The organism is Hymenobacter ginkgonis, from assembly GCF_009755225.1.
Classification (GTDB): Bacteria; Bacteroidota; Bacteroidia; order Cytophagales; family Hymenobacteraceae; genus Hymenobacter; species Hymenobacter ginkgonis.
In genome coordinates, this window is the sequence record NZ_WQKZ01000004.1 from 207,526 (window position 1) to 233,404 (window position 25,879).

Sequence of the window (25,879 nt, forward strand, 5' to 3'; positions counted from 1 at the left end):
GCCTGTACTAGCTATTCACTTTTCCCACCCTCTATTCTTCGTTATGAAGAGAACTCAACGCGTCTTTATTGCGCTGGCGGCCGCCTTGGGCTGCCACTTCACCCTCGTGGCCCAAACGGCGCCCGTAGTAGTGGAGGCCGAAAGCGGCACCTCTACCAACCCGGCAGTGCCCGTGGCGGGCGCTACCACCGGCGACTGGGCCTTCCGCACCGTGGCGGCTTCGGGCACCACGCCGGCCATCACGTACGCCACCTCGCTCACCGATGTATCGGCCTACACCGCCAACGGGGGGGTAGGCGGCAGCGCGCCGGCCACGGCAGCGCGCGTGCTCACGTACACCGTCACGTTTCCGGCGGCGGGCACCTACGACCTCTACGCCCGCATTCGGGTGGGGGCGGGTGGGGCCAACGACGACAGCTTCTTCTACGCCAACAGCTTTGGCACTAAAGACCCAACTACCACTACACCTGCCACTTGGGTAAATGCCAATGGCCTCTTCAACGTGGGCTACACCAGCGGCACCATTGCGGTAGATGGCGGCGGCACGGGCGGCACCGGCGTGTGGAAATGGGTTGATATGTCGAAGTTTGTGGTGAATGGCAGCGCGGCCACCACCTTCACTGTAGCCGCCGGAGCGCTCACCCAAACCTTCCAGATTGGCGCTCGCGAAGACGGCCTCGATTTTGACAAGTTCGTTTTTGGCACCTCGGGCCTGGCTTTCACCGTGGCCAACCTCGACGCAGGCCAGCCGGGCACGGTGCCGGTACCGCCTTTTATTCCGAGCGGCCCCGCCCTGGCCACCGGCAAGGCCAAGTACCTGGGCTGCGCTTATAGCACGCCGCAATCGCCTTATTTCACTAAGTATTGGAACTCGGTGACGCCCGAAAACGGCGGCAAATGGGGCAGCGTAGAAGGCACCCGCGGCACCTTCAACTGGGCCGAGCTGGACAGCGCCTACAACCGCTGCGCCAAAATCGGGGGCGTGTTCCGGATGCACAACCTGGTTTGGGGCTCGCAGCAGCCGACCTGGCTCAAGGGCCTGTCGGACGCCGACCAACTCACCGAAATCAACAACTGGTATAAGGCCGTGGCTGACCACTTTGCGGGCAAGAAAATCGACTTTATTGACGTGGTGAACGAGCCCATCCACTCCCCACCGACGGGCCTTTACACGGTAGGGTCAACTGACCATCCTGCGGGCAGTGCAGACCCGGCGGGCGGCGCCTACATCAATGCGCTGGGGGGCACTACTACCCTGAGCGACGGCACTATTCAATACAACTGGATAATCAAATCCTTTCAGCTGGCCCGGCAGTATTTTCCCAACTCAAAGCTGGTGCTCAACGAATACAGCGTAGAAAACGACGGCAACAGTGCCCAGATTTACGTGCGCATGATAAACCAGTTGAAGGCCCTCAACCTGATTGATGGGGTAGGTATTCAGGGCCACGCCTTCTCGACGCAGTATAGTACCGCCGCCACGCTGCGCGCTAACCTGAATACCATCGCCGCGCCCGGCGTGCCGCTCTACATCACGGAGTACGACTCGGACGCGCTAGACGCCAATGGCAACAACAGCGACGCCGTGCAGCTAGCTGAATATCAGCGCGTATTTCCCATTTTCTGGGAGCATCCGGCCGTGAAGGGCGTTACGCTGTGGGGCTACCGGCCCGGCCACTGGCGCACCGCCCAGGGCGCCTACCTCGTAAACTCCGACAACACCGAGCGCGCGGCGATGACGTGGCTGCGCACCTACATTCAGAACACGGTGCTCGGCACCAAGGCCGCTTCGGCCGCTAGCGCCGCCATTTATCTCTACCCCAACCCGGCGCAGGGCGGGAGCGTTTTTTTGAGCCTACCCCCGGCCCTAAACCAGCAGACCATTGACGTGTCGCTGCTCAATGCCTTAGGCCAACGCGTGGCGCACCAAACCCTACCCCCCTCGGCCGAGGCTGGGCGCCCGCTGGCCCTGCCGGGCGTGGCCCACGGCATCTACACCGTGCGCCTGCAAACCAGTACCGGCACGTTTAGCCAGCGCCTAACGGTGGAGTAGGTTGGTTTAGGCGATTTTGGTATACTTGGCTTATGCCGCTAGCTTTTGCTACGCAGCCTCCCGGCGACTTTGCCGGGAGGCTGTTGGCATTAGGGGGCTGCCGACTAGCCGCCGCAAGGGCTTTCGGCCGCTACATTCGCTTTTCTTCCAGTTTATGCTTCGCAAACTCCTACCCTTCTTTGCGGCCCTGCTGCTGTTTGGCCGCCCGGCCGCGCAGGCCCAATCCATTTACTCGGCCACCGACCCGCTGGCCCACACGTTCAGCATCGTGGCCCGCGACCCGAAGACGGGCGAAATGGCCGTGGCTGTGCAAAGCCACTGGTTTTCGGTGGGCACCAGCGTGAGCTGGGGCGAAGCGGGGGTAGGCGTGGTGGCTACGCAGTCGTTCACGAACAAGTCGTTTGGCCTGCGGGGCTTGGCGTTGCTGAAAAGCGGCAAGTCGGCCCAGCAGGCGCTCGACGAGCTGCTGGCCGCCGACGAAGCGCGCGAGGTGCGGCAGGTCGCCATTCTCGACAACCAGGGTCGCGTGGCCACCCACACCGGCAAAAAGTGCGTCGATATGGCTGGCCACCAGCAGGGCGCGCAGTTTTCGGTGCAAGCCAACATGATGCTAAACGCCACCGTGTGGGGCGCGATGGCCAAGGCCTACGAAGCCAACGCCGCCCTACCCCTCGCCGAGCGCGTACTCGCTGCCCTCGACGCGGCCCAGGCCGCGGGCGGCGACATCCGGGGGCGCCAATCGGCGGCGCTGCTCGTGGTGCGCGGCACCACCACCGAAGGCCCCTGGGCCGACCGCCTCGTGGACCTGCGCGTGGACGATGCCGACCGGCCGCTCGTGGAATTGCGCCGCCTGCTCAAGCTGCACCGCGCCTACGACCACATGAACGCTGGCGACCTCGCGGTGGAGAAAAACGACATGCCTACCGCCATCCAGGAGTACCAGGCGGCCGAAAAGATGTTCCCGCAAAACCTGGAAATGAAGTACTGGCACGCCATCACGCTGGCTAACAAGCAGCAGGTACCCGCCGCGTTGGCGCTACTAAAGCCCATTTTCCGGCAGGAGCCCAACTGGCGGGTATTAACTGAGCGCCTCCCCAAGGTGGGGTTGCTTACGGTGAGCCCAGCCGAACTGAAACAGATACTGGCGCTGAAGTAGAGCCAGCCGCTACAAATTAAAAGAACGTCCTGCTGAGCTTGTCGAAGCAGCTCGCTCGAATCGTTGGATTACTACCCTAACGAGGCAAGCGAGCTGCTTCGACAAGCTCAGCAGGACGTTTTCTCTTCAGCTTTTCAACTTCTTCTAGTATGCGTCGCTTCCTACCCCTCCTTTTTTTGCTCGCCGCCCTGGCTGCCCAGGCCCAAACCAAGCCAGCGCCCGCGGTGCCGCACCACTTCTTCACCCTCACCAATTTTAAAACCGAGGGCGGTACTATTTTGCCCAAGGCGCTAGTCGGCTACGGCACCTACGGCCACCTCAACGCCAAGCGCGACAACGCCGTGCTGCTACCCTCGCACTACATGGCCGGCCACCGCGGCTACGAGTGGCTCATTGGCCCTGGCAAGTGCCTGGACACGACCAGGCTCTTCTTGGTCACGACGGAGTTGTTTGGCAACGGCCGCTCGTCGTCGCCTAGCAACACGCCCGAGCCGTTTCACGGCCCGCGCTTCCCGGTGATGACTATTCGCGACAACGTGGTAGCCGTGCACGAGTTGCTGACGAAAGAACTGAAAATAGCGCACCTGCGCGCGCTCATCGGCTTTTCTATGGGCGCGCAGCAAGCATTTCAGTGGGCAGTGAGCTACCCCACCTTTGCCGACCGCATCGTGGCTACCTCAGGCACGGCCAAGAACTACCCGCACGGCGTGGTGCGCCTCGAAGGCCAAATTGCCGCCCTCACCGCCGACGCCGCTTTTCAAAACGGCGACTACACCGCGCCGCCCACCAAGGGCATCGAGGCCTTCGCTACCGTCTGGACGGGCTGGCTTTTCTCGCAAGAATGGTGGCGCAAAGAGCTGTGGCGCAAGGAGGAAAAGCCCGACGTTACCTTCGAGCAGGTGCTCAATAATTACCGTACGCACTTCATTCCCGGGGCCGATGCCAACGACCTCATCGCGCAAATGCGCACCTGGGAATACCACAACGTAGGCACTACCCCCGGCATGGGCGGCGACGTCGAAAAGGCGCTGCGCAGCATCAAAGTACCCATTTTGTACATGCCATCCGAAACCGATTTGTATTTCCCCGTCGGCGATGCGCGCTACGAGGCAGCGTTCATCCCCGGCGTCACGTTGCTACCCATCCCGTCGCTGTGGGGCCACACCGCCGGCGCTGCCAGCAACCCCGCCGATGCGAAATTTTTGAATGACAATATTGGGAAGTTCTTGGCAGGCAAGTAAAAAGCTAAGCTTTACAGAGCAACCCTTTAGAAACGTCATGCTGAACGCAGTGAAGCATCTCGCTTGCATCGTTAGGATTCGTTCAACGATGCAAGCGAGATGCTTCACTGCGTTCAGCATGACAACCTAGTCCATTTTAACTGGCAGGGCTTTACTTTTTCGCCTTCGTGAAAATGCTTTTGGGCAGCAGCATGTGCGCACCGCGCGTGCCGTCGACCACTTGGGTCGTGTTGAGGTCGCCGGCCACGCTGCACAGCATGTAAGCGTCGTCGTGGCTGAGGCCTTTGGTTTTCATCAGGAAGGTTATCATTTCGCGTACGGCTTGCTTGGCGGCGAGGGTCAGGTCTTCGTTGAGGCCCATGCTGATGTACTGGGTTGGCGTTTCGGCGCTGGGCATCTCCTGGTGCATATCCTTGCGCACGATAAACTCCAGGTTACCAACCAGTGAGGTTTCCAAAGCCGTGATGTCTACCTCGCCGTTGCCCTGCCCGGCGTGGCCGTCGCCCACAAAAAATAGCGCCCCCGGCACGTGCACCGGCAGGTAGAGCGTGGTGCCCACCACCAAATCTTTGTTGTCGAGGTTGCCGCCGAAGATGCCGGGCGGCGCGCTATTCACCCGGCCCAAGGCGGGCGGCGGGGCTACCCCCATGCTCCCGAAAAACGGCCGCAATGGCACTTCAATACCCGGCGCAAAATCGGCTACCATTCGCTTGGCATCGAGCGGAATAATCTTCATTTTGGCATAGCCAAAATCTTCTGGAATAAACCCGCTCTTCGGCCCAAAGCCATTGTAAGCGTACGGAATAGCCAGCTGAATAGCCTTGATGCGTACTTCCAGCACGTCGCCCGGCTCGGCGCCTTCTACAAAAATGGGCCCGGTGAGAATGTGCCCACCCGGACCCTTATTGGTCACTTTATCATAAATATCGCGCAACGACTGCTCGACCTGCGCCGGGGCCACGCCCGCCCCCTCAAGCCGCGTGGGGCTCGACGTGAGCAAGGTGTGCACCTGCACCGTCTCGCCCGATTTGATGCGCATAACGGGCGCGGCGGCGGCATCGTAGTAGCCCCAGGCCACGGTAGCGGGGGTAGCCAGCAACTCGTGCTGCGCTTTGGGCAAGTGCTGGGCTTGGGCACTGGTGCCCACCAAAAGCGCGGCGGCCACTATAAGGAAACGGGTATTTTTTTTCATGCTGAAAAGTACGCGCTTATTTACTTTGGCTGCATGAAGAGGCTAAAAAAGGGGGTAGGGAGCAAAAGGCACAGTGCCTTTTGCTCCCTACCCCCCTTTTTTAGTTGCCCTATCGGCTATTACCCCTGCATTACTTTTTCCTGGCGCATAACTGACTCCAAGTGAACGGCTTCCATATACTTTTCTACAAAATCTTCGGTGAGGCCCACTTGGGCACCTTGGCGCTTGCTGCGCTCCATAATCTCATTGAGGCGAGCCGTTTGCAGAATGGTGATGTCGTTGTCCTTTTTGTACTGGCCAATTTTCTCGGCTACGGCCATGCGGCGGCCCAGCAACTGGATTATCTCCGAATCGAGGTTATTAATTTGCTGGCGCAGGCCGGCCAGCGCACTCAGAAACTCTTGCTTATCAGTAGTTTCGTGGCGCCACACCAGGTCGGTGATGAGCTGGCCTAGCACCTCGGGCGTGATTTGCTGCTTGGCATCGCTCCAGGCATTATCGGGGTCGATGTGGCTCTCAATCATGGTGCCGTCGAAGTCCAAATCCAGCGCCTGTTGGGCCACGCCAAACAGCGTATCGCGCCGGCCGCAGATGTGGCTGGGGTCGTTGAGAATGGGCAACTCGGGCAGCCGGCGCTTCATCTCGATGGGCAGGTGCCACATCGGCGCATTGCGGTAGTCGGTGTTGCCGTAGCTCGAAAAGCCCCGGTGAATCATCCCAACCTGCTTCAGGCCAGCTTTTTGCAAGCGCTCAATGGCGCCTATCCACAGCTCCAGCTCGGGGTGAATGGGATTTTTGACGAGCACCGGAATATCCACGCCGCGCAACGCATTGGCGATTTCCTGCACCGAAAACGGGTTGCCAGTTGTGCGGGCACCCACCCACACCAGGTCTACGCCGAAGGCCAGGCAGTCTTCTACGTGTTTGGCAGTCGCCACTTCTACGGCCACTGGCAGGCCGGTAAGCTCGCTGGCTTTCTTGAGCCAGGGTAGGCCTTTGGCCCCTACCCCCTCAAAACCGCCGGGCTTGGTGCGGGGCTTCCAGATGCCGGCGCGCAGGGCCTGCACTTTGCCGGTAGCAGCCAGGCGCTGGCAGGTTTCGAGCACTTGCTCCTCGGTTTCGGCCGAGCACGGGCCCGAAATGAGGAAGGGTTTATCTTCGGGTTTGCGGTTGAAGAGGTCGTTGAACATGGGGGTAGGGAAGTAGTGTGGACTCTGCGAGTCCGCGCACAAGCGCAGCGAGTATCGTTGGCTGCGTGCGTGCTGGGGGTTGAAAATAAAGGTATTGAGTAGGCGCGCGACGATACTCGCTGCGCCCGCGCTACATTTTTAGGGAATGATTTTTTTTATGGCGTTGGCATGTTCAAGCTGCTCGGTCAGCCCGGCGTAGTCCTCGCTCGCCAGCAATTCGCGCAGCTTTTGCAGCTGAAGCAAATGCTCGTCGAGCACATCGAGCACATTTTCACGGTTTTGGCGGAAAATGGGTACCCACGTCGAGGGCGCGCTCTTGGCTAGCCGCACCGTGGAGGCGAAGCCGCCACCGGCCAAGTCAAAAATGCGCTGCTCGCCGCGCTGCTCCTTTTCCAACACCGTGAGCGCCAGCGCAAACGACGTAAGGTGCGAGATGTGCGACACGTAGGCCGTGTGCAAATCATGGTCGGCTGCGCCGAGGTGCAGCACGCGCATGGGCAGCGCCCGAAACAGCGTTTCGACCGTAGCCACGGCGTCGGCGTCGCTTACCTCGGCATCGCACACCACCAGCGTTTTGCCTTCAAATAAGCCGCGCACGGCAGCATCGGGGCCCGAATACTCGGTGCCGGCCATGGGGTGCACGGCCACAAAGCGGCCCCGGCGCGGGTGGCTGGCCACGGCCGCCAACAGGTTGCCTTTGGTCGAGCCCACATCGATAACAATCTGTTGGGCAGTTACTAAATCGAGCACCTGGGGCAGCACGGCCAGCATAGCATCCATGGGCACGGCCACGATGACGAGGCTAGCCGGCGCCACCGCCGCCGCCACGTCTAAGCCGATTTCATCGACCAGGCCTAGCTCCAGCGCCCGGCGGGCGTAGGCGGGGTTGCTTTCCACGCCAATAAGCCGGGTGGCTAGGCCGTGCTGCCGCAGGCTGAGCGCCAGCGAGCCGCCGATGAGTCCTAAGCCGATGAGGGTAATGGTCATAATAAGTTAGTTGTCCTTGCTTCGTCGTACCTCCTCACAAAGACAGGTGCATTTAGGCTGCTGAAACGCTCCTATTCTTAACTCTGCCAAGTGCCTCGCGCAGCACACTTTCGGGCTGGCAAAGGCTGGCCCGAATGTAGCCCAGCCCGTTGCTGCCGAAGATGCCGCCGGGCGTTAGAAACACGCGGGCTTCGGCTAGCACGGCGTCGCTGAGGGCGTAGCCATCGGCGTACTGCGGCGGCACAGCAGCCCAGAGGAAGAGCCCCGTTTGGCCCGGGGCAGCCTCGCAGCCGAGGCTAGCCAACAGCTCGCGCACCAGCTCGCGGCGAGCACGGTAGGTGGCATTAAGCTCCACAAACCAGTCGTCGCCCAGTGCCAGCGCGGCCACGGCAGCTTGCTGAATACCCAGGAACATGCCCGAATCCATGTTGCTCTTGAAGCGCAACACCTCCGTTAGCCAATCGGCGCGGCCCACTAGCATGCCCACGCGCCAGCCGGCCAGGTTGTGCGATTTGCTTAAGGAGTTGAGTTCGAGTGCCACTTCGCGGGCGCCGGCAATACCCAGTAGGCTTGTGGGCGGCGTCTCGTTCAATATGAAGCCGTAAGGATTGTCGTGCACCAGCATGATGCGGTGCGTAGTGGCAAACTCAACTAGTTTTTGCAGGAACTCGGGGCTAGCCGGCGTGCCGGTCGGCATGTGCGGGTAGTTAACGAGCATCATCTTCACACCCGACAAGTCGCTCTGGGCCAGCGCGTCGAGGTCGGGTAGCCAGCCGGTGGCGGCGGTCAAGTAATACTCGCGCACTTCGGCCCCGCAGATTTCGGCCACGGCGCGGTAGGTGGGGTAGCCAGGGTTGGGGATGAGCACGGCGTCGCCCGCTTCCAAGAAGGTCATGCCGATGTGCATCAGGCCCTCCTTCGAGCCGAGCAGGGGTAGGACTTCGGTAGCGGGGTTGAGGGCCACGCCGTAGTGAGTCTGATAAAAATCGGCCATTGCCTGGCGCAGGGTGGGCGTGCCTTGGTAGCTCTGGTAGCCGTGGGCGTTGGGCTGGGCAGCGGTGGCCGCCAGCGCCGCCACTACGCTCGGATGCGGCGGCAAATCGGGGCTGCCGATACCCAGGCTGATAATATTGGCCCCGGCCGCATTGAGGGCAGCTAATTCGCGCAGCTTGCGGGAGAAGTAGTATTCGCCGGTGTGGGCCAAGCGGCTAGCGGTGGAAACTTGCATGGTTTAAATCTGCTGCAAAAGGCGGTCATGCTGAGCTTGCCGAAGCAGCTCTACCGCGTAAGTGAATTCTAACACGTGGGGTTAGTGACGGGGTAGAGCTGCTTCGGCAAGCTCAGCATGACCGCCTTCTTTCAGGTTTGTAGTTTCCTGCTCAAACTCCATGCTGCCACGGTGGTAGGCACCGAAAACGCGCAGCTCTTCCGTGACGCGGGGCAGCTCGGCCAGTAGCGCGCCGAGCTGGGCGGGCGTATCAAACTCCACGTCGGCGTGAAAACCGTAGTGCCAGGGCTGGCTAGGGCGAGGGCACGACTGCAACTTGCTGAGATTTAGGCCGTGGCCAGCTACCAGCGTGAGCACTTGCGCCAGCATGCCCGGCGCGTGCGAGGTATAGAAATACAGCGACGCCTTATCGGGACTCGCCACGGGCTGGGCCTCGGCGGCGCGCTCCAGCACTAGGAAGCGGGTGTAGTTATTGGGGTCGTCGTGGATGGCGGGGGCCAGCAGCTGCAAGCCAAAAGCCTCGGCCGCCTGGGCGCCGGCCACCACCGCCACGCTGGGCGTTTGGCGCTCGGCCAGTAGCTGGGCGCTCAGGCCCGTGTCCTCGGTTTCGACTAGCTGCCACGCGGGGTATTGGCTCAGGAAATCGCCGCACTGGCGCAGCGCCATGGGGTGCGAATGCACGGCCTGCACGTCGGCCAACGTGGTGCCCGGCAACGCCAGCAGGTGCTGGTGGATGGGCAAATATACCTCGCCGGTGATGGTGAGGTTGTTGCGCTCCAGCAACAGATAATTGGGTAAGATGCTGCCGGCCAGCGAGTTTTCCATCGCCATCAGGGCCGCATCGGCGCGGCCGCCGGCTACCTGGGCCACCACTTCGCCAAAGGTGGCGCAGAAGTTCAGGGTAGGCGCGGCGCCGAAATACTGGCGAGCAGCTACTTCGTGGAAACTGCCCTGGAAACCTTGGATGGCAACGTGCTGTGGCATGGGGGTAGGGAAATACGGGACGCAGCCCGCCGGTAAAAACATAAAAAAAGCGCCACTCGCGGAACGAGTGGCGCTGCTAAAATCTGGTCCTTAGCTACATGGCGACTCGTTCTACGCGGGGGGCGTAAAATAAAAGTAGCCAAAAAAGTAGCGGGCGGTGAACATGATATCTCTCGAATTGGGTGGCAAGGTAGGCAAAAATTTTAAATCTGCAACTTTCGCTAGCCGTTCCAGCGGCCAAATTTTCCCTGCTGGTAGTCGGCGTAGGCCTGCTCGATTTCGGCTTCTGTGTTCATCACGAAGGGCCCCGCTGACACTACGGACTCGCCAAAGGGCTCGGCATGGCCAATCAGCAATACGCTGTCAGTCAGCGCTTCGATAGCTAACTCATCGCCATCGTGGTCGAACTCGGCTAGCTCGCGCGTGAATACTTCGGTGCCATTGACGCGCACGCTGCCGCGCACCACGTAGAAAAAAATGCTGCGGCTAGCCGCGATGGGTAGCATTACGGTGGCCGCCGCCGCTAAGTCGAGCCAAGCTAGCGCTACGTCGGCGAGCGGCTGCACAGCTCCAGCGGTGTCCGACCAATCGCCCGACACCGCGTGCACCGTAACCCCGTCGGCGAGCGTAGCAGTGGGTATCTCATTGGCTTGCAACCCAATGTAGCGCGGCTCGGTCATCTTGTACTTCGCCGGCAGGTTTACCCACAACTGCAGAATTTCGAGCGGACCGCCCGTTTTCTTGAAGTTATCAGAAGAGACTTCGGCGTGAATCAAGCCCGCGCCGGCTGTCATCCACTGGATGCCCCCGGCCTCGATAACACTTTCGTGGCCGCTGCTGTCTTTGTGCAAAATGTCGCCTTCCAGGATAAACGTGACCGTTTCGAAGCCGCGGTGCGGGTGCGGACCGAAGGGCAGGCCGCGGTTGTTAGGCCGGTACACCTGCGGGCCGTGGTGGTTTAAGAACAGAAATGGGTCGATGTACTCGACTGACTGCGTGGGGATTGCCCGGTACGTAACCAAGTCGGCGATAGGGGCATTAACGGCCCGGTGTTTTTTGAAAACGGTGCGCATAGTAGTAGCTTAACTGCCAGCCCTCCCAACTGTTACTCCTGCACATAGAAAGGAATATTGCCCGTGGCTACGTTGCCGTGCCCATCGTGCGCGTACACAAACAGGCGGTAGGCGCCGGCCTTGCTCGGCACGGTAAGGGTAGTTTGGCCCTGGGCACCCGCTGGCAAGCTGCCCGTAATAGCAGCCGGGCGACTTTCGCGGTCGCCACCTTGCTTAAGGTCCGTGCTTTCGGGGAGCAGTTCCCACTGGTAGGTGAGCGGGTCACGTTCGGGGTCCGTCACGGCCGCCGCTACGGGGTAGGGCTGGCCGGGGTGCAGGTACACGGCGCCGGTAGCGGGCTTGCCATCCAGTTGAAAAGAAGCAATGTGCGGGGCGCGGTTCTGGGGCCAGTGGCCGCTCCACTCGTATTGCAGCACGTCCATTACCTCTGTTTCCTGCCCATCTTCGGTGAAGAGGCCATACCAAGTGGGCGTGCGCTCCTGCTTCTGGCCCCACAAAAACACGTAGGAACCCAGGCAATGTGCTCGGTCTTGCACTACCGAAGCCTCGTAGCGGCTCTGGTACACGGCTGCTTTCTGGCTACTGGTTTCTTCTACCGAGGCCTTCCAGGGGGTTTGGGGGCCTTCCCAGTGGCCGGTGGGGCCCCACTCGGTCACGAGGTAGGGGCCAGTCCAGCCAGTGTTGCGCACCTGCTGAGGTAGGGTAGCCAGCCCCGCGTATGTGTTGATACTCAAGATGTCCACGGCTGGGCAGCGCGCCTTAATGTACTCCACCTCCTTCTTCCCTACCCCCGCCAGTACGGTTGAGGTGGGGTGATTGGGGTCTACTTCATGAATCATCTTCGCGATGTCGTTCACGGCGTCCCACACTTTGGGGTTGGTATAATTGAGGTTCAGCTCATTGCCGATTCCCCAAAGCAGCACGGCCGGGTCATCCTTGTACTTAAGGACTTCGCCCTTAACCTTTTGTAGTTGCGCCGCTACGGCGGCCGCGTCGTTATAGTCGAAGCCGTGGCGCTCGCGGGCCACGTCGAGGCCCAGCATTACGGTGAGGCCGTGGGCGCGGGCGGTGGCCAGCACCTTAGGCGCGTCGTTGGTGCCCCAGGTGCGAATGGAGTTGCCGCCGTAGGCTGCAATGCGCTCGGGGTACTGGCTGCCGCCCGCGCCCTTCACAAAGTATGGCTGGCCGGCGCGCAGCAGTTCGTAGCCGCCATTGCCTTGACGCACAGTTACTTTCACGGGGCCAGCAGACGGGCTAGCCACAGCTAACGCACTGGTAAACGCAGCTAGCGCAAGCGGCAGCCAGTGGCGCAAAAAGGTATTCTTCATAGGGTGGGAATAGGGTGGAGCTGGCAAAAGTAAAAGCGCACTATGCTCGCTGCTACTACCTGAACCAAGAACGTCCTGCTGCGCTTGCCGAAGCAGGACGTTCTTGGTTCAGCAGCTCAGCTTAGTAAGCTACCTTGCTTTACGCTTGCTCCTCGGTGGGCGGTGTGCCGCGGAAAGCATCCAGCTTGCCGCTGCTGTTGGTCAGTTTTACGGGCTTGTTTTCCTTGGCCGACTGATAGATAGCCTCCATAATGCGTTGGTCTTGTAAGCCTTCCTCGCCGGGGGTGTAGGGCGTTTTGTTGCCGCGCACGCACTCGGCCATGTGGTCCATTTCGAGGGCAAACTGCTGCTTGTCGGGGTTGCTGGGCTGTTCAATCATTTGCTTGCCGTTGGGGGCGTGCACTAGTTCCTGCTTGAGGCCTTTGTAGGGGAAAGCCGGGTCCATTTTGATGGTACCGGTTTCGGCGTGCACGGCATAGCTCTTGTTATTGAACGAGCCGTAGCCGGTCATGCACTGGGCAATGACGCCGCTGGGGAAACGCAACGTAAAGCTCACATTCTCTTCAATTTCCTTGAAACGGTCGTCGCCGGGCGTGCTATAAATCTGGGCGCTTACTTCGGTCGGCTCCTCGCCAAGCAGGAAGCGCGTGGTGTTGAGGCAATACAGGCCTACGTCGGGCAGCGAGCCGCCGCCGGCCAGGGCTTTTTTGTGGCGCCACTGCTGGTCGTGGGCCTGGTTTTGGCAGTTCATCATTTGGATGAGCTTGGTCTTGCCGTAGGTTTTGTCGCGTACCAGCTTCTGGGCCTGGCGGTTGAGCGGCTCGTACTGGATGCGGTAGGCAATCATGAGTTTTTTGCCGGCTTTTTGGCAGGCAGCAATCATTTCCTCGCACTCCTTCACGGAGTTAGCCATGGGCTTTTCGCAAAGAATGTGTTTGCCGGCCTTGGCCCCGCGCAGCGTGAACTCGTGGTGTTGCGCGTTGGGCAGCACGATGTAAATCACCTCCACTTCGGGGTTGTCCTTGAGCTTGTCGTAGGTCTGGTACGAGTAGCAGCTGCTGGGCTTAATGCCGTATTGCTTAGCTACTTTGGCCATTTTATCGGCATCGCCACTCACCAGCGCCACAGGCTTGGCGTGCTTAGCCTGGCCGAAGGCAGGCAGGATTTCGGCTAGCGTGAGGTGGCCCAGGCCAACAATGGCGTAGCCCACGCGCTGGTCGGGCGCATCGGGGTTGGGGAAGGGGCCGGCTTTGGGGTCGGTGGGCGCTTCGAGGGGGGGTAGGGTAATGTCGAGCGGGCCGGAGGGCGGCGAGGTCGCAGCGCCTTCTAGGTCAGCGGCTTCGGCGGCAGCTAGCGGCAGGGCGCTGGCCAGGCCTGCGGCGAGCAAGCCACGCCCGGCGTGGTTAATAAACTGGCGGCGCGAGGTATCGCAGGAGGCAGCTTCGGTGGTTTCGACCGCAACGCGGTCGAGGGTGGCAGCGGTGGAATTTTCTTGAAACATAGCTATTGAGACGTATTAAAAAGGCTTGTGCAGGCTGTCTCTACGTGCCGAAGGCTGTAAAATGTTGCCCCGCTCCTGATTAAGCCCAACCGTGACAACCTCTAGCGAGCCAGCCGGTTTAAGGCACTACCAAGCCCAGCCCTGGCGCACCATTGCGCATTTTGGGCGCTTGTTTCTATTCCATGTCCGCACTTTTCGAGCCGCTTACCTTGCGCGGCCTTACCCTAAAAAATCGTATTGTTGTATCGCCCATGTGCCAGTACAGCGCCGTCGATGGCTTTGCCAACGACTGGCACTTGGTGCACCTGGGCAGCCGCGCCGTGGGCGGAGCCAGCCTGCTTATTCAAGAGGCCACGGCGGTATCGCCCGAAGGGCGCATCACCCCCGAAGACCTTGGCATCTGGAAAGATGAGCACATTGATTTCCAACGGCGTATCAATCAGTTTATCGAAGCCCAGGGCAGCGTGCCGGGCGTGCAGCTAGCCCACGCTGGCCGCAAAGCCAGCACCTACACCAGTTGGCTGGGCAAAGGCCACGGCGCCGTGCCCGAGGCCGAAGGCGGCTGGCAGGTAGTAGCGCCCAGCGCGGTGCCTTTCTCCGACGACTATCCCCAGCCGGTGGCGCTTGACGCGGCGGGCATCAAGAAAGTAATTGCTGACTTTCGCAGCGCCACCGAGCGGTCGTTAGCCGCTGGTTTTAAGGTAATTGAGCTGCACGCGGCGCATGGCTATTTGCTGCACGAATTTCTGTCGCCGCTCAGCAACCAGCGCACCGACACTTACGGGGGCTCGTTTGAAAACCGCATCCGGTTGCTGCTCGAAGTGGTGGCCGCGGTGCGCCAGGTATTGCCCGAAGATTTTCCGCTACTGGTACGTATTTCGGCCACCGACTGGACCGAGGGCGGTTGGACAACCGACGAGTCGGTGCAGTTGGCTACCTGGCTGCGCGACCGGGGGGTAGACCTCGTGGACTGCTCGACGGGCGGCAACGTGGGTACCGCCAAAATTCCGGTCGGCCCTGGCTACCAGGTCGAATTTGCCGAGCGCATCAAGCGCGAAACTGGCCTGCCCACCGGCGCCGTAGGCCTTATCACCACGCCCGAAGAAGCCGAAACGATTGTGGCCAGCGGCCAAGCCGACCTCGTGCTGCTGGCCCGCGAAGAACTACGCGACCCGTACTTCCCACTGCACGCCGCCCACCAGCTAGGTGCCGATGTGGCCTGGCCCGTGCAATACGAGCGCGCCAAACCCCGGAAATAGGCGGTTGCCTTAACGCTGTTTGCTACTGCGCATCTTGTATTTTAAACACAGTTGTAGGACGCCCTCCTCGGCTTACCCCACCCCCTACCCCTCCCTTTGGGGAGAGGGGAGCTACGGCGGCGCGACTGGCAATCGTCCGGCTCCCCTCTCCCCAAGGGGAGGGGTAGGGGGTGGGGTAGGACGTTAGCGCTGGTTGCTTGCCGCAGTGCGACTAGTCTCTCGCAGATAACGTGGGCAATTAATTCATTTTACTAACCTAACAGGTAGCCACTTTTCACTAGCTGCCGTTGGTTTTGCGCGTTGCACAGCGCGTAGCTGAAGCCTTTTTGCAAGGCGAAAGCGCCGGTCCGTCCCTGGACATCCACCGCGATAAAGCAGACCTGAATGTCTTTGGCCTGCGCGCCTTTAATGCGCGCTACCCGCTCGATGGCCGCCCGACAGGCAGCCTCCGGCGCGAGCCCCTGGCGCATCAACTCGACTACGGTGTGTGCGCCCGCCATCCGAATCACGTCCTCGCCCTGGCCGGTGGCCGCGGCGGCCCCTACCCCATTGTCTACGTAGAGGCCCGAGCCGATGAGGGGCGAATCGCCCACCCGGCCCCGCATCTTGAAGCCCATGCCGCTGGTGGTGCAGCTGCCGCTAAGGTTGCCCAGCGCATCGAGGGCTAGCATGGCAATGGTGTCGTGGTTTTGGGGTCCGCCCACGGGCCCCACTTTTTTGTTACCCGAGTTTTCGATGTTAATAATCGGCTTATACGCGCTGGTTTTCAGCCATTCGCGGTACGCCTTTTCGGCATCGGGGCTGAGGCGGTCGGGCTCCAGGGGAAAGCCCTGGGCCACGGCAAATTGCTGGGCCCCCTCGCCTACTAGCATTACGTGGGGTGTTTTCTCCATGATGCGCCGCGCTACGCTGATGGGGTGCTTGATGCGCTCGAGCGCGGCCACGCTGCCGCAGTTGAACTGATGGTCCATGATGCAGGCATCGAGCGTGACGTGCCCTTCCCGGTCGGGGTTGCCACCCAGGCCCACGCAGCAATTTTGCGAAGCTTCGGTCACCCGCACGCCGGCCTCTACAGCGTCGAGCGCTGGGCCACCCTTTTGCAGAATTTCCCAGGCGCCCTGGTTAGCTGTCAGGCCCTCATCCCAGGTAGAAAGCACGAGGGCTTTGCCCCGCACTGGGGCTGGCGGAGGTAGGGCGTGGCCCGGCTGGGCAGCCAGCGCAGCCAGCGCTGCCGCGGAGGCCGAAGCAGTGAGGAATTTTCGACGAGTAGCCATCATTCAAAACATAAAGCCAGCACTAACACGCTGCTAAGTAACGCGCTAGCTGCTGCATAGCCACTCTTTACCCCCCGTGATGGCAGCGAGCCAGGCCAAGCCCTTACCGTTGCCCCACTACCACGCGCGCCGTCACCAGCAGCTGGCCCAGGTGGCGCGTGGTGTGCTCGGCGGCGTGCACCAGCAGCCCGATTACGGTGCTTGGCAGTTGCGCCCGCCCTACCCCCCGCCACTCGGCCAAGGTGGCTTCGGGCGTGGCAATGAGCTGCGCCAGTGCGTTATCTACTTGCTGGGCAAAACCTTGCACCAACTCCTGCACGGCGCTGGGGTGGGTAGGCGGCTGACCTTCGGCGGCCAGGTAGGCCAGTTGCGCTTCGCTGAGGGCCGCGCCGCGGGCATAGGTAAAGGTGCGGTCGAGCACGCCCGCCAAGTGGCGCAGGTGAAAGCCCACCGAGGCCAGCCCGAGCGGCCGCTCGGCCAGTTTTTCGGCCGGGAAATTGGCCATGATTTCCGTTAGTTCTTCGCGGGCTTGCAGCAGGGCGTGGGCCACGGGCTGGAGCAGCGGCGGCACCGCGGGCAGCGGGCCGCGCAGCCATACTTCGGGGAGAGAGGCGGACATAGCGCAGGTTTATTTTGCAGGATTTAGCCTTCCCTACGCATAGTTGGGCGCTGGGGCTGGGGTAGGGCCGGCTGGCCGGCGTATTTTTGCACTACTTATGTCCGCACTCCCTGCTTCTTCCCTGCTGGCCGCCGCCAAGCAGTTTGGCACCCCGCTCTACGTGTACCAGGCCGACACTATTCGGGCGCAGTACCACAAGCTTACCAGCGCCTTTAGTGGCCACCCCACGCGCTTTTTCTACGCCTGCAAAGCCCTCACCAACGTAGCCGTGCTGAAGGTGCTATTGGCCGAAGGCGCCGGCCTCGACTGCGTGAGCATCAACGAAGTAAAGTTGGGTTTGCACGTGGGTTTTCAGCCCGAAAATATCTTGTTCACGCCCAACAGCGTAGCTTTTTCGGAGCTAGTCGAAGCCAAAGAACTGGGCGTTAATCTCAACATCGACAACCTGTCGCTGCTCGAGCAATTTGGGGCCACCTATGGCGGCTCCTACCCGGTGTGCGTGCGCCTGAACCCGCACATTGAGGCGGGCGGCAATTATAAAATCTCGACCGGCCACATCGACAGCAAGTTTGGCGTCAGCATTCACCAAATGCGCCACCTCGAGCGCGTAGTGAAAGGCACCGGCCTGCACGTGCGCGGCCTGCACATGCACACGGGCTCCGAAATAAAGGACGTGAGCGTGTTTTTGCGGGTGCTGGAAGTGATTTTTGACGCGGCGCGCCGCTTCCCTAACCTAGAGTTTCTCGACCTCGGCTCGGGCTTCAAAGTGCCCTACAAGCCCGGCGACCCCGAAACCGACGTGGCTAGCCTAGGCCAACAAGTGGCCCAGGCTTTCCAGGAATTTGAGCAGGAATATGGCCGGCCACTCGAGGCGTGGTTCGAGCCCGGCAAATATTTGGTGAGCGAGGCGGGCTTTTTGCTTGTCGAAGTTTCGACGGTGAAGCACACCACAGCCACCGTGTTTGCGGGCGTCAATTCGGGCTTCAACCACCTCATTCGGCCCATGATGTACGAGGCTTATCACCACATCAGCAACCTCTCGCACCCCAACGGCCCCGAGCGGCTGTACACGGTAGTGGGCAACATCTGCGAAACCGACACCTTTGCCTGGGACCGCCTGCTGCCCGAGGTGCGCGAGGGCGATATCCTGGTTTTCCATAATGCCGGCGCCTACGGCTTCGAGATGAGCAGTTCGTTCAACTCGCGCTTGCGCCCCGCCGAAGTGCTGCTCGAAGGCGAAGAACTGCGCCTCATCCGCCGCCGCCAAACGTTTGAAGATTTGTTGGCCGGCCAGGTGTAAGGCAGCATTGTCTTTACTTGAAGAACAGTCCTGCCCTACCCCTGCTTGAGCAGCCAGGCAATAGCTTCGGGTTCGTGTTCGAAGCTGCGGTACTGGTGGCCGAGCTTGCGGCTGGTCATCACCACGCTGGTCATGGCGAGGCGGGCAAATACGTCGTGGGCCACTACCACGGCGCCGTAGCGGTAGCCACCTTCCTGCACGGCGCGGGGCAGCCACTCGTTTATCATCCAGGTTTCTTCCGCATTCGTAAAACCACTCATTTGCTGCTGGTTAATGAGCATTTTACTCCAGCCGTGGCGCACCAGCGCCTGGCGGGCATGGTTGAGTAAGGCCTGAAACTGGGCTTCATTGCGGGCGCCGGGGTAGTATTCTAGGTGCAGGTAGGCTTGGGGCTCTTCCCAGAGGCAGCCAGCGTTATTTTTAAAATAGATGGTACGAGAGGCGGCAGACATGGCGCGCAAAGCAAGGGCAACGACTTCGTCCGTCCGGCAATAGACCGGGGCCGGAGTGAGCCAGGCAACCCGCCTTAAACTAGTAAGCTGCGCCAGAGGTTAGCTTTTCGCCTCTTTTACTTTGCCCTATGAAGCCTCGCCGCAAACTTGCTACCCTGCGCAAACCCGACTATTTCCCGGCCGAAAACGTGCTCACCGGCCTCGACGCGCCCCGTCTATTGGCGCTGGGCCGCGAGTTCGAGCAGTTCCGCTTCGTGAATTGCGACCTGAGCGGCGCCGCGCTGGGCAACCTGCGGTTTGAAGACTGCCTGTTTGAACGCTGCAACCTGACTACGGCCAAACTCACCGGCACGGCCCTGCAAAACGTGGCGTTTGCCGATTGCAAGTTGCTGGGCGTACCCTTCGGCGCGTGCCAGGACATGTTGTTTGGGGTGCATTTCGACCAGTGCCAGCTGCGCTACGCCGCCTTTGGGGGCAAGCGCATGGCGGGCACGCGCTTCGTGCAGTGCTCGCTGGATGAGGCCGATTTTACCAACGCCGACCTCACCGGCGCCGTATTCGAGCACTGCGACCTGACGCGCACGGGCTTTCACAACACCACCTTGGCCGGTGCCGATTTTACTACTGCCACCGGCTTTAGCCTCGACCCCGAAACCAATACGCTAACCGGCGCCCGCTTCGCGCTGGCGGGCCTACCGGGCTTGCTCGACAAGCACGGGCTGGTGGTAGAGTAGGCCAGCCCTACCCCCTGGCCAGGGCCCGGCTGAAACCCCAACCCCCACCCGCTAGTTAGGAAGCTAGTACTCACTGCTTATTCCCTTATTTTGCTTACCCTCCTTGTCGGCACCAGCCGCCCCCAGTCGCGCACCCGGCGCGTGGCCGATTTCTACGCTACCCTGCTCGACGAGCTGGGCGCGGCTTACCAATTTCTGGATTTGGTAGACCTGCCGGCCGACTTTCTTAATGAAGCACTCTACCACAATGCTGGGCAGCACCCCGAGTTCAACCGCCTCATCGCGCCGCTCGACCAGTCGGATAAAATCGTCATTTTTGCGCCCGAGTACAACTGCTCCATCCCCGGCGCGCTCAAGGCGTTTATCGATGGCCTACCCTACCCCGGCGGTATTCGGGGCAAGAAGGCGGCGCTCGTTAGCCTGAGCAGTGGCAGCCAGGGTGGCTCGCTAGCCCTGAGCCACTTAACCGACATTCTTTTTTACTTGGGCACGGCCGTGCTGCCCCAACGCGTGCGCCTGCCCAACATCAGCCAGCACCTCTCCAAAGAAGGCATCATTACCGACCCGCTGCTGCGGCAGGTACTGCGCGAGCAGGCCCAGGCGCTGCTCGCGCTGTAGGGGGGTAGGGTGGCTAGCGGGTGGTCGCCCGGCGCGTTTTCAGCAGGAGCACTAGGCCGTAAAGCGTCACTACCAGCACGCCCAAGGAGGAGAGCATGGCCACGAGGTCGCGCACGGTTTTGCCGGCCCAGTCCATAAGGAAAAACTTGTGCAGCACGGCAAACGACAGGCCTTCGCGCCGGTCGCCGTCGTTGACGAGCGCGGCTAGCTTGCCGGTGCTGGGCTCTACGTAAAGCGCCGTGTGCGTAGGTGTCGCGAAGGCGAGCTTTACTACCGGCAGGCGCTTGTTTACGAAGCCATACTCGCCGGCAAACTTGGTCACCAGCTCCGGGTCGGGCCCGGTAGGGCTGAGCAGGTTGGCCTGGGCGGGCGCGGGGCCCGCAGCGGGCGTGCCAATGGTCGTTTTGGTTTCGGCTACTGCGTCGGGGGCCACGCAGCAGTCGGCTATAGCGGCACTTTCGGAGCTAGCTGCGGCGCCGGCACTAGCCGGCTGGCGGCTGAGCTTGGCCATAAACTCCTGGCCCAACTCGCGGGCGTAGATGAACTCGCCATCTGGCAATACGCGGCCATCGCGGGTGCTGCGGTAATGCACTGTTGACTGTCCGTCAGCGCTTTTACTAACCAGGCGGTAGTAAGGCTGGCCACCCACGCGGGCCAGCGATACCTGCGCCACGGGTGCGGGGCCGGCCAGCGCCGCCGCTAGTGGCCAAGCTAGCTCACTGGCCTGAAACGTGCTCACGCGGGCCACGTCGTCGCGCCGGTCGGGGGTTAGTTTTTGCCACAAATGGTACGACGCGCTCAGGGCAAAGGTGAACGTGACGAACGCCACCCACAGCCCTAGCGTGCGGTGCCGACGGCGCAGCCAGCCCGTAGCATCCTGAGCCGAGCGCGGCTGACGCAGCTTTTTGCGCACAAAGCCATAAATTACCAAGCCACTCAGCGCCGAAAGCCAAATAATAGTAGTGAACACCAGCATGATGCCTAGGTGCAGCGGCCGGGGTAGGGCATCTAGGAAATCCCAGTTGTGCAGCATCCCAAACGTCCACAAAAACGTGGCGCGAGCTTGGTTATTAAACGTGCCTAAGCGGCTTTGGCCGGTTTCGACAAATACGGCCATGCCATCGGGCCGGGCCAGGGTAATTTTCCAGACGGGCAGCAAGCGGTTAATAAACTTATAATCCGCCGTGAAGTGCGTCAGGCGCTCGGCGCTGGCAATAGCGCTGGTCGAGTCGGCCATCACGTAGCGGGCCACGTCTTCGGCGTAGGCACGGTCGCCGCCGGGCAGCTCCTGGCCCGTGGCCGCGGCAAAGTAGCGCAACCGCCCCAGCTCATCCGTGAGCTGGTAGTAAGGCTGGTGCCGGTACTGCACCACCCGCAAAGTGCGCACGGCGCGCAGCTGGTGCTGGGCCAGCACTTGCGCCACGGGCACCGCCAGCGCGTTGGCCGCGAGCGGGGGGGTAGGCACGGTTTCGTGGGCAATGGCGGGCCGCAACAAGTTGGACATCAACGGGTGCGAAAGCCCACTCAGCGTCCACATAATAACCGGCACGACCGTGATAATGCCCAGCAGCCGATGCCAGCGGTACAGGTGGCGGCCAATGAAGCGCCGCACGGGCGAGGCCGCGCGGGCCGGCGCTACTACCACAGACGGCGCGGGAGAAATAGGGTTGGCAAGCATAATACAAGGCGTAAGATGGCGTAGCAGTCCATTAATTGTTGGATAGCCGACTGGCGACTTTCTTTGTGCAGCTCCACCCCCTCCCCTGTGGGGTAGGGAGCGGGGCTGCACGTATTACTCCCGCGCCTTAGCCGCGAAGGTGTAGCCCACGCCCAGCGTGTAGGTGCGCGGCGCGGCGGCTTGGTAAGTGGTACCGTACTGGTTGGCAGTCACCGTGCTAGCGTAGAGTTCATTGCCCAGGTTCACCACATTGGCCCACACCTCGAGGCCGCGCACGGCGGGCTGGGGTAGGCGGTAGCCGAGGCGCAGGTTTAGCAGGTTGTAGCCGGCGTAGGTCTGGGTATTGGCCGTGTTAGTGAAGTACGAGCCAATGCGTTGCCATTCTAGCCCGAGGCGGGCGCCGGGCACGAAGCGTGGCTTGTAAAACACCTCGGCGTTGGCAATCCAGTTAGGCGCGTTCACCATGCGGTTGCCACTATAGTCGCGGTTAGTGCCTTGCAGTACCTCACTGTAATCCAGATAAGTATGCCGGGCGTTGGTGCCGCTGAGCCGAAAATTCACCTCCGAAATCGGCGCGTACGTTAGCGAATACTCTATCCCCCGGTGGCGGGTCGAGCCCACGTTTTCGCTCTGCGTGGTGTTGTCGGCCTGCAAAATGCTCACGATTTCGTTGCGCCCTTCCATCTGGTACACGCTAAAATCGAGGTACACCTTGCGCTCGAACAGGGCCACCCAGCCACCGGCCTCGTAGTTGGTGAAGTTGGCCTGCTTCAGCTCAATTTGCTGGCGCGAGCTGTATAAGCTGCCCGTTTCGGGCGGCTGAAAGCCGGTGCTGAAGTTGGCGTACAGGCCGCGGTTGGCGCCTAGCGCGTAGGTCAGCCCCAGTTTGGGTGCCACAATGTTGTAGGTATTTTTCTGGGCAGCTTTTTTGGTGGTTTGGGTGCCGCTTAGGTTATTGCTAAAATTGTATTGCACCCGGTCGTAGCGCAGGCCACCCACGATGCGCAGGTTTTCAGTGGGTTGCACCTCGTATTGGGCATAGGCCGCCGTGTTGTAGAGGTCGATTTTGTAGTCGTCGAGCAGCCGGCCGGTGTCGGTGTAGCCGGTGTAGAAGTTGTTGGCCACATCCTTCTGAATGGCCAGGTAGCGGGCAAAATACGTGCTCGGGCTATAATCAAAATACCCCCCTACAATAAGCCGCGAGTTGAGCCAGCTAAAATCGGCGCGGTGCTGCGCCAGGGCGCCGTAGCTATTGAAAGACTGGTTGTTAACCTGCCCGTTCGAGCTTTGGTACACGCCGTTCACGCGCACATCGGCGATGTAGTAGCTGGGCAACTGGCCGGTCGAGTTGTAGCGGTAAAAGCCGGTGAAGGCCGTTTGCTGGCTCGGGCTCCACTCGTGCTCCAGCCGCAGGCTGCCGCGCACGGCCGTAACCACGCGGTTGGTGAAGCGGTTGTTGCTCTGGTAGCGGCGGCTGTAGAAGTGCGCGCTGTCGAGGGTGCCCGGCGTTTGGGTGTTGAGGTAATTGTAGGTGCCAGTGCCGATGAGGCGGGTTTTGGGGTTGAAGGTATAGTCGGCCCGCAGCGTCCACGACTGCTTATCGAAATCGGTATAGTCTTGCCAACTATTGCGTTGGCGCGCCGAATAGCCGCCCGCGTACAGCCCCAGTTTGCCCACTGTGCCGCTGGCGCTGGCGTCGACGCGGCGGTAACCGAAGCCATCGCCCTGCACCGAAACCCCGGCCGTGGGCAGGGGGGTAGGGCGCTGCGTGAGAAAATTAATGGCGCCGCCAATGGCATTGGAGCCGTAGAGCGACGAGGCCGGGCCCTTCACGACTTCAATGCTGCGCACACCGGCCTGGTTGATTTCGTAGAGCGCGTTGTGGTTGAAGATGCCGATGGGCCGAATCGGCAGGCCATCTTCTAGATACAAATACACGGCGTTGGTGCTAATGGGCTGGCGAATAGCCATCATGTGCTGCTCGTTGCCCAGGTTCACCATGTACACGCCGGCCACTTTGTTGAGCAACTGGTAGGGCGCGGTGGCCTTGGTATCGGCGATGAGCTGCGGCGAAATCTGGCTAATCGCCACCGGCGATTCGGTACGCTTTTCCTGCTCGCGGCTGGCCGACACCACTACCCCCTGCAAATCGACTGGCGCGCCTTCGAGGCGCACCGTAAGCGGGCCGCCGCTGGCCGGCACCCGCGCTTGCTGCGTGGTATAGCCCACAAATGAGACAATTACGTCTCGGGTTGCCGTGGGGGCGGCCAGCACAAAGCGGCCGCTGGCATCGGTGGTGGTGCCCAGGCTGGTGCCCAGGCTGGTGCCGGGCAGCCGCACCGTTACGCCCGGCAGCGCCTGCTGCGTTTGGGCATCTAAGATGGTGCCGCGCAGCGACGCTTGCTGCGCGCAAACACTACTCAGGCTGGCCACGGCCAACCCAGCAGTCAATAAAACAGATTTCATCCCGCGAAGAATTCAGGCTAAACAAACACGCGGGGGCAAGGCCCAAATAGCTGCCAGCGCACGCCAACGTACACTAGCCAGCCGGCCGGCAACTCCCCAATCGGCGGTTGTTTAGCAGCCCGCGGGCGGTTGCAGCAGGGCGCGGCGCGGCGCGGCATAGCTCCCCGGCACCAGGCGGGCGTAGCGCGGCGCCTCCCTCACCAGGAGGGGGGTAGGCTGCGGCTGCCAGTTGCCGAAGGGCGCGGCCAACATCTCCAGGCGTTCCTTGAGCGGGCCGGCCGATTTGCTTTCGCGCTCCTCCTGCTGCTTCAGCTTTTTGGCGAAGTAGCACTTGCCGTCGCAGTGCAGTTGGGGCCGGGCCTTGTTCACGCAAAAGCGCGCCGTAATGGTAGCCTGGTTGAACGTGAAATCCACCACCAGTAGCTCGCGGCTAAAGGTTTGCAGCAGCACGAGGGCAACAAGCAAATAGGCAAAACAGGATTTCACGCGGCGGGGCTGGGACTAAGCCAGCGCAAAAGTAGGGTCGGCGAGCGCTTAGTTGTACCTATCTCCTTTTTTCGGAGCCGGCGAGCGTTCATCCTATTCACAGGTCGAGATGTTATTTTTAATCTACTTTAGGACTCTTGCCAACATATTTCGTGCTGGTAGCTTATGAACTTTCAGCGCCCGCCTGGTGTGAGGCAAAGTCCCTCGTAGTTCGTTGATAAACAGCCTGCCGGGTATCTGGCGCCGCCACAGTTCTTCCCTAAGCTTTTTTGCCCCATGAAAAACCGTATTTTTTCCGCGCTGGCAGTTGCCCTGCTCACTACCGCTGTACTTAGCGGCTGCAAAAAAGATGGGGATAGCAGCGAGCCTACCGTGGGCACCGTGGCTTTTGAAGTGGAAAATATGGTGGGCGCCAAAGACGTGGCCCTCGACGGCACGGCGTATGCCACCGCTAGTGGCGAAACCTTCACGGTAACGACCCTGAAGTACTACCTCTCTAATATCAAATTCAGCAAAGCCGACGGTAGCACGTACGCCGCGCCCGGCGAATATCATTTGGTAGATGCGGCTAAGCCTAGCTCTACCAGCTTCACGGTCAGCAACGTACCCGTTGGCAACTACACGGGCGTAAGCTTCGTGGTAGGCGTGGACTCGACCACGACCAAGGGCGACCCGCTGGCCCTAGCCGGCGACCTCAACCCGGCTAATAACATGTATTGGGTGTGGGCTACCGGCCATATTTTCCTGAAGCTAGAAGGCACCGTGACATCGACGAACCCGGCCAAGGCCCTGACTTGCCACATTGGCGGCTACCGCGCCCCGTACAACGCCATCGTCACGGCGAGTCCTTCGCTGGGCGGGGCTACGCTGCCCGTGCAAGCCAACCACGCGCCTACTATCCGCTTAGCGGCCAACGTATTGAAAATATTTGATGGCCCTACCCCCATCGCGCTCAGTACCTTCCCAACGGCCATGGCGCCCAGCGCGGCATCGGTGCAGGTAGCAAATAACTACGCGGCGGGCATGTTCACCGTCAAGCAAGTAGCGGCTAACTAAGTAC

22 protein-coding genes are annotated in these 25,879 nt (G+C 61.1%); 8 read left to right on the forward strand and 14 right to left on the reverse strand.

Annotated elements, in window-relative coordinates; translation table 11 throughout:
* Nucleotides 1–43: 43 nt before the first annotated feature.
* The 3 genes from GO988_RS23825 (at nucleotide 44) to GO988_RS16915 (ending at nucleotide 4,450) form a co-directional block, all read left to right on the forward strand.
* Nucleotides 44–2,053 (forward strand): endo-1,4-beta-xylanase, encoded by a 2,010-nt coding sequence (locus GO988_RS23825; protein ID WP_198172853.1) that lies wholly within the window; start codon nucleotides 44–46, stop codon nucleotides 2,051–2,053.
* Nucleotides 2,054–2,207: 154 nt separating this feature from the next.
* Nucleotides 2,208–3,209 carry a DUF1028 domain-containing protein gene (locus GO988_RS16910; RefSeq protein ID WP_157567704.1) on the forward strand — a complete coding sequence of 334 codons (1,002 nt, stop codon included), beginning with the start codon at nucleotides 2,208–2,210 and terminating at the stop codon, nucleotides 3,207–3,209.
* 149 nt (nucleotides 3,210–3,358) lie between these two features.
* A complete protein-coding gene (locus GO988_RS16915) occupies nucleotides 3,359–4,450 on the forward strand; it encodes an alpha/beta fold hydrolase (protein WP_157567706.1) in 1,092 nt (363 codons plus the stop codon).
* A 151-nt stretch (nucleotides 4,451–4,601) separates the two neighbouring features.
* Here the strand turns inward: GO988_RS16915 and GO988_RS16920 are convergent, their stop codons facing one another.
* The 8 genes from GO988_RS16920 to GO988_RS16955 form a co-directional block, all read right to left on the reverse strand.
* Nucleotides 4,602–5,642, reverse strand: coding sequence for an acetamidase/formamidase family protein (locus GO988_RS16920; protein ID WP_157567708.1), 1,041 nt, complete (start codon nucleotides 5,640–5,642; stop codon nucleotides 4,602–4,604).
* 119 nt (nucleotides 5,643–5,761) lie between these two features.
* Complete coding sequence (locus GO988_RS16925; RefSeq protein WP_157567710.1) at nucleotides 5,762–6,832, reverse strand: chorismate mutase; 1,071 nt, start codon at nucleotides 6,830–6,832, stop codon at nucleotides 5,762–5,764.
* A gap of 138 nt (nucleotides 6,833–6,970) precedes the next feature.
* Nucleotides 6,971–7,819 (reverse strand): prephenate dehydrogenase, encoded by an 849-nt coding sequence (locus GO988_RS16930; RefSeq protein WP_157567712.1) that lies wholly within the window; start codon nucleotides 7,817–7,819, stop codon nucleotides 6,971–6,973.
* A 52-nt stretch (nucleotides 7,820–7,871) separates the two neighbouring features.
* Nucleotides 7,872–9,047, reverse strand: a complete 1,176-nt coding sequence (locus tag GO988_RS16935; protein WP_157567714.1) for a pyridoxal phosphate-dependent aminotransferase — start codon at nucleotides 9,045–9,047, stop codon at nucleotides 7,872–7,874.
* Between the two features lie 81 nt (nucleotides 9,048–9,128).
* Nucleotides 9,129–10,031, reverse strand: a complete 903-nt coding sequence (locus GO988_RS16940; RefSeq protein ID WP_157567716.1) for a prephenate dehydratase — start codon at nucleotides 10,029–10,031, stop codon at nucleotides 9,129–9,131.
* Nucleotides 10,032–10,252: 221 nt separating this feature from the next.
* On the reverse strand, nucleotides 10,253–11,104 hold the full coding sequence (locus GO988_RS16945) for a pirin family protein (protein WP_157567718.1): 852 nt from the start codon (nucleotides 11,102–11,104) through the stop codon (nucleotides 10,253–10,255).
* Nucleotides 11,105–11,136: 32 nt separating this feature from the next.
* Nucleotides 11,137–12,432, reverse strand: a complete 1,296-nt coding sequence (locus tag GO988_RS16950; RefSeq protein ID WP_157567720.1) for a glycoside hydrolase family 2 TIM barrel-domain containing protein — start codon at nucleotides 12,430–12,432, stop codon at nucleotides 11,137–11,139.
* Between the two features lie 139 nt (nucleotides 12,433–12,571).
* Nucleotides 12,572–13,933, reverse strand: coding sequence for a Gfo/Idh/MocA family protein (locus tag GO988_RS16955; RefSeq protein WP_157567722.1), 1,362 nt, complete (start codon nucleotides 13,931–13,933; stop codon nucleotides 12,572–12,574).
* Nucleotides 13,934–14,115: 182 nt separating this feature from the next.
* Here GO988_RS16955 and GO988_RS16960 point away from each other — a divergent pair, with 182 nt between their 5' ends.
* The gene (locus GO988_RS16960; RefSeq protein WP_157567724.1) at nucleotides 14,116–15,192 is read left to right on the forward strand and encodes an NADH:flavin oxidoreductase/NADH oxidase; all 1,077 of its coding nucleotides are present in this window, start codon (nucleotides 14,116–14,118) and stop codon (nucleotides 15,190–15,192) included.
* 251 nt (nucleotides 15,193–15,443) lie between these two features.
* Here GO988_RS16960 and GO988_RS16965 read toward each other — a convergent pair whose 3' ends face one another.
* A complete protein-coding gene (locus GO988_RS16965; protein WP_157568365.1) occupies nucleotides 15,444–16,466 on the reverse strand; it encodes a N(4)-(beta-N-acetylglucosaminyl)-L-asparaginase in 1,023 nt (340 codons plus the stop codon).
* A gap of 103 nt (nucleotides 16,467–16,569) precedes the next feature.
* Complete coding sequence (locus tag GO988_RS16970) at nucleotides 16,570–17,085, reverse strand: DinB family protein (RefSeq protein ID WP_157567726.1); 516 nt, start codon at nucleotides 17,083–17,085, stop codon at nucleotides 16,570–16,572.
* 97 nt (nucleotides 17,086–17,182) lie between these two features.
* Between GO988_RS16970 and lysA the strand changes: the two genes are divergently transcribed.
* Nucleotides 17,183–18,385: a diaminopimelate decarboxylase gene (gene lysA / locus GO988_RS16975; RefSeq protein ID WP_157567728.1), complete on the forward strand. Its 1,203-nt coding sequence runs from the start codon at nucleotides 17,183–17,185 to the stop codon at nucleotides 18,383–18,385.
* A gap of 35 nt (nucleotides 18,386–18,420) precedes the next feature.
* Here the strand turns inward: lysA and GO988_RS16980 are convergent, their stop codons facing one another.
* The gene (locus tag GO988_RS16980; protein ID WP_157567730.1) at nucleotides 18,421–18,837 is read right to left on the reverse strand and encodes an STAS/SEC14 domain-containing protein; all 417 of its coding nucleotides are present in this window, start codon (nucleotides 18,835–18,837) and stop codon (nucleotides 18,421–18,423) included.
* A gap of 128 nt (nucleotides 18,838–18,965) precedes the next feature.
* Between GO988_RS16980 and GO988_RS16985 the strand changes: the two genes are divergently transcribed.
* Together GO988_RS16985 and GO988_RS16990 are read left to right on the forward strand one after the other, a co-directional pair.
* Nucleotides 18,966–19,571 (forward strand): pentapeptide repeat-containing protein, encoded by a 606-nt coding sequence (locus tag GO988_RS16985; RefSeq protein WP_157567732.1) that lies wholly within the window; start codon nucleotides 18,966–18,968, stop codon nucleotides 19,569–19,571.
* A gap of 90 nt (nucleotides 19,572–19,661) precedes the next feature.
* The gene (locus GO988_RS16990) at nucleotides 19,662–20,189 is read left to right on the forward strand and encodes an NADPH-dependent FMN reductase (RefSeq protein WP_157567734.1); all 528 of its coding nucleotides are present in this window, start codon (nucleotides 19,662–19,664) and stop codon (nucleotides 20,187–20,189) included.
* A 13-nt stretch (nucleotides 20,190–20,202) separates the two neighbouring features.
* Here GO988_RS16990 and GO988_RS16995 read toward each other — a convergent pair whose 3' ends face one another.
* The 3 genes from GO988_RS16995 to GO988_RS17005 form a co-directional block, all read right to left on the reverse strand.
* Nucleotides 20,203–21,867, reverse strand: a complete 1,665-nt coding sequence (locus GO988_RS16995; RefSeq protein WP_157567736.1) for a PepSY domain-containing protein — start codon at nucleotides 21,865–21,867, stop codon at nucleotides 20,203–20,205.
* Nucleotides 21,868–21,981: 114 nt separating this feature from the next.
* Complete coding sequence (locus GO988_RS17000; RefSeq protein WP_157567738.1) at nucleotides 21,982–24,333, reverse strand: TonB-dependent receptor; 2,352 nt, start codon at nucleotides 24,331–24,333, stop codon at nucleotides 21,982–21,984.
* 111 nt (nucleotides 24,334–24,444) lie between these two features.
* Entirely contained in the window at nucleotides 24,445–24,798 is a 354-nt protein-coding gene (locus tag GO988_RS17005) for a hypothetical protein (RefSeq protein ID WP_157567740.1), read from the reverse strand.
* Nucleotides 24,799–25,095: 297 nt separating this feature from the next.
* On the opposite strand from GO988_RS17005, the gene GO988_RS17010 reads away from it, so the two are divergent.
* Complete coding sequence (locus tag GO988_RS17010) at nucleotides 25,096–25,875, forward strand: MbnP family protein (protein WP_157567742.1); 780 nt, start codon at nucleotides 25,096–25,098, stop codon at nucleotides 25,873–25,875.
* Nucleotides 25,876–25,879: the final 4 nt, after the last annotated feature.

Coding starts and splice junctions, on each gene's coding strand:
- GO988_RS16940 (WP_157567716.1), bottom strand. CDS start 10,031: ATGCCACAGCACGTTGCCATCCAAGGTTTCCAGGGCAGTTTCCACGAA.
- GO988_RS16925 (WP_157567710.1), bottom strand. CDS start 6,832: ATGTTCAACGACCTCTTCAACCGCAAACCCGAAGATAAACCCTTCCTC.
- GO988_RS16970 (WP_157567726.1), bottom strand. CDS start 17,085: ATGTCCGCCTCTCTCCCCGAAGTATGGCTGCGCGGCCCGCTGCCCGCG.
- GO988_RS16915 (WP_157567706.1), top strand. CDS start 3,359: ATGCGTCGCTTCCTACCCCTCCTTTTTTTGCTCGCCGCCCTGGCTGCC.
- GO988_RS16965 (WP_157568365.1), bottom strand. CDS start 16,466: ATGGCTACTCGTCGAAAATTCCTCACTGCTTCGGCCTCCGCGGCAGCG.
- lysA (WP_157567728.1), top strand. CDS start 17,183: ATGTCCGCACTCCCTGCTTCTTCCCTGCTGGCCGCCGCCAAGCAGTTT.
- GO988_RS17000 (WP_157567738.1), bottom strand. CDS start 24,333: ATGAAATCTGTTTTATTGACTGCTGGGTTGGCCGTGGCCAGCCTGAGT.
- GO988_RS16980 (WP_157567730.1), bottom strand. CDS start 18,837: ATGTCTGCCGCCTCTCGTACCATCTATTTTAAAAATAACGCTGGCTGC.
- GO988_RS16955 (WP_157567722.1), bottom strand. CDS start 13,933: ATGTTTCAAGAAAATTCCACCGCTGCCACCCTCGACCGCGTTGCGGTC.
- GO988_RS16950 (WP_157567720.1), bottom strand. CDS start 12,432: ATGAAGAATACCTTTTTGCGCCACTGGCTGCCGCTTGCGCTAGCTGCG.
- GO988_RS16920 (WP_157567708.1), bottom strand. CDS start 5,642: ATGAAAAAAAATACCCGTTTCCTTATAGTGGCCGCCGCGCTTTTGGTG.
- GO988_RS16910 (WP_157567704.1), top strand. CDS start 2,208: ATGCTTCGCAAACTCCTACCCTTCTTTGCGGCCCTGCTGCTGTTTGGC.
- GO988_RS16960 (WP_157567724.1), top strand. CDS start 14,116: ATGTCCGCACTTTTCGAGCCGCTTACCTTGCGCGGCCTTACCCTAAAA.
- GO988_RS23825 (WP_198172853.1), top strand. CDS start 44: ATGAAGAGAACTCAACGCGTCTTTATTGCGCTGGCGGCCGCCTTGGGC.
- GO988_RS16985 (WP_157567732.1), top strand. CDS start 18,966: ATGAAGCCTCGCCGCAAACTTGCTACCCTGCGCAAACCCGACTATTTC.
- GO988_RS16935 (WP_157567714.1), bottom strand. CDS start 9,047: ATGCAAGTTTCCACCGCTAGCCGCTTGGCCCACACCGGCGAATACTAC.
- GO988_RS17010 (WP_157567742.1), top strand. CDS start 25,096: ATGAAAAACCGTATTTTTTCCGCGCTGGCAGTTGCCCTGCTCACTACC.
- GO988_RS16945 (WP_157567718.1), bottom strand. CDS start 11,104: ATGCGCACCGTTTTCAAAAAACACCGGGCCGTTAATGCCCCTATCGCC.
- GO988_RS16930 (WP_157567712.1), bottom strand. CDS start 7,819: ATGACCATTACCCTCATCGGCTTAGGACTCATCGGCGGCTCGCTGGCG.
- GO988_RS16995 (WP_157567736.1), bottom strand. CDS start 21,867: ATGCTTGCCAACCCTATTTCTCCCGCGCCGTCTGTGGTAGTAGCGCCG.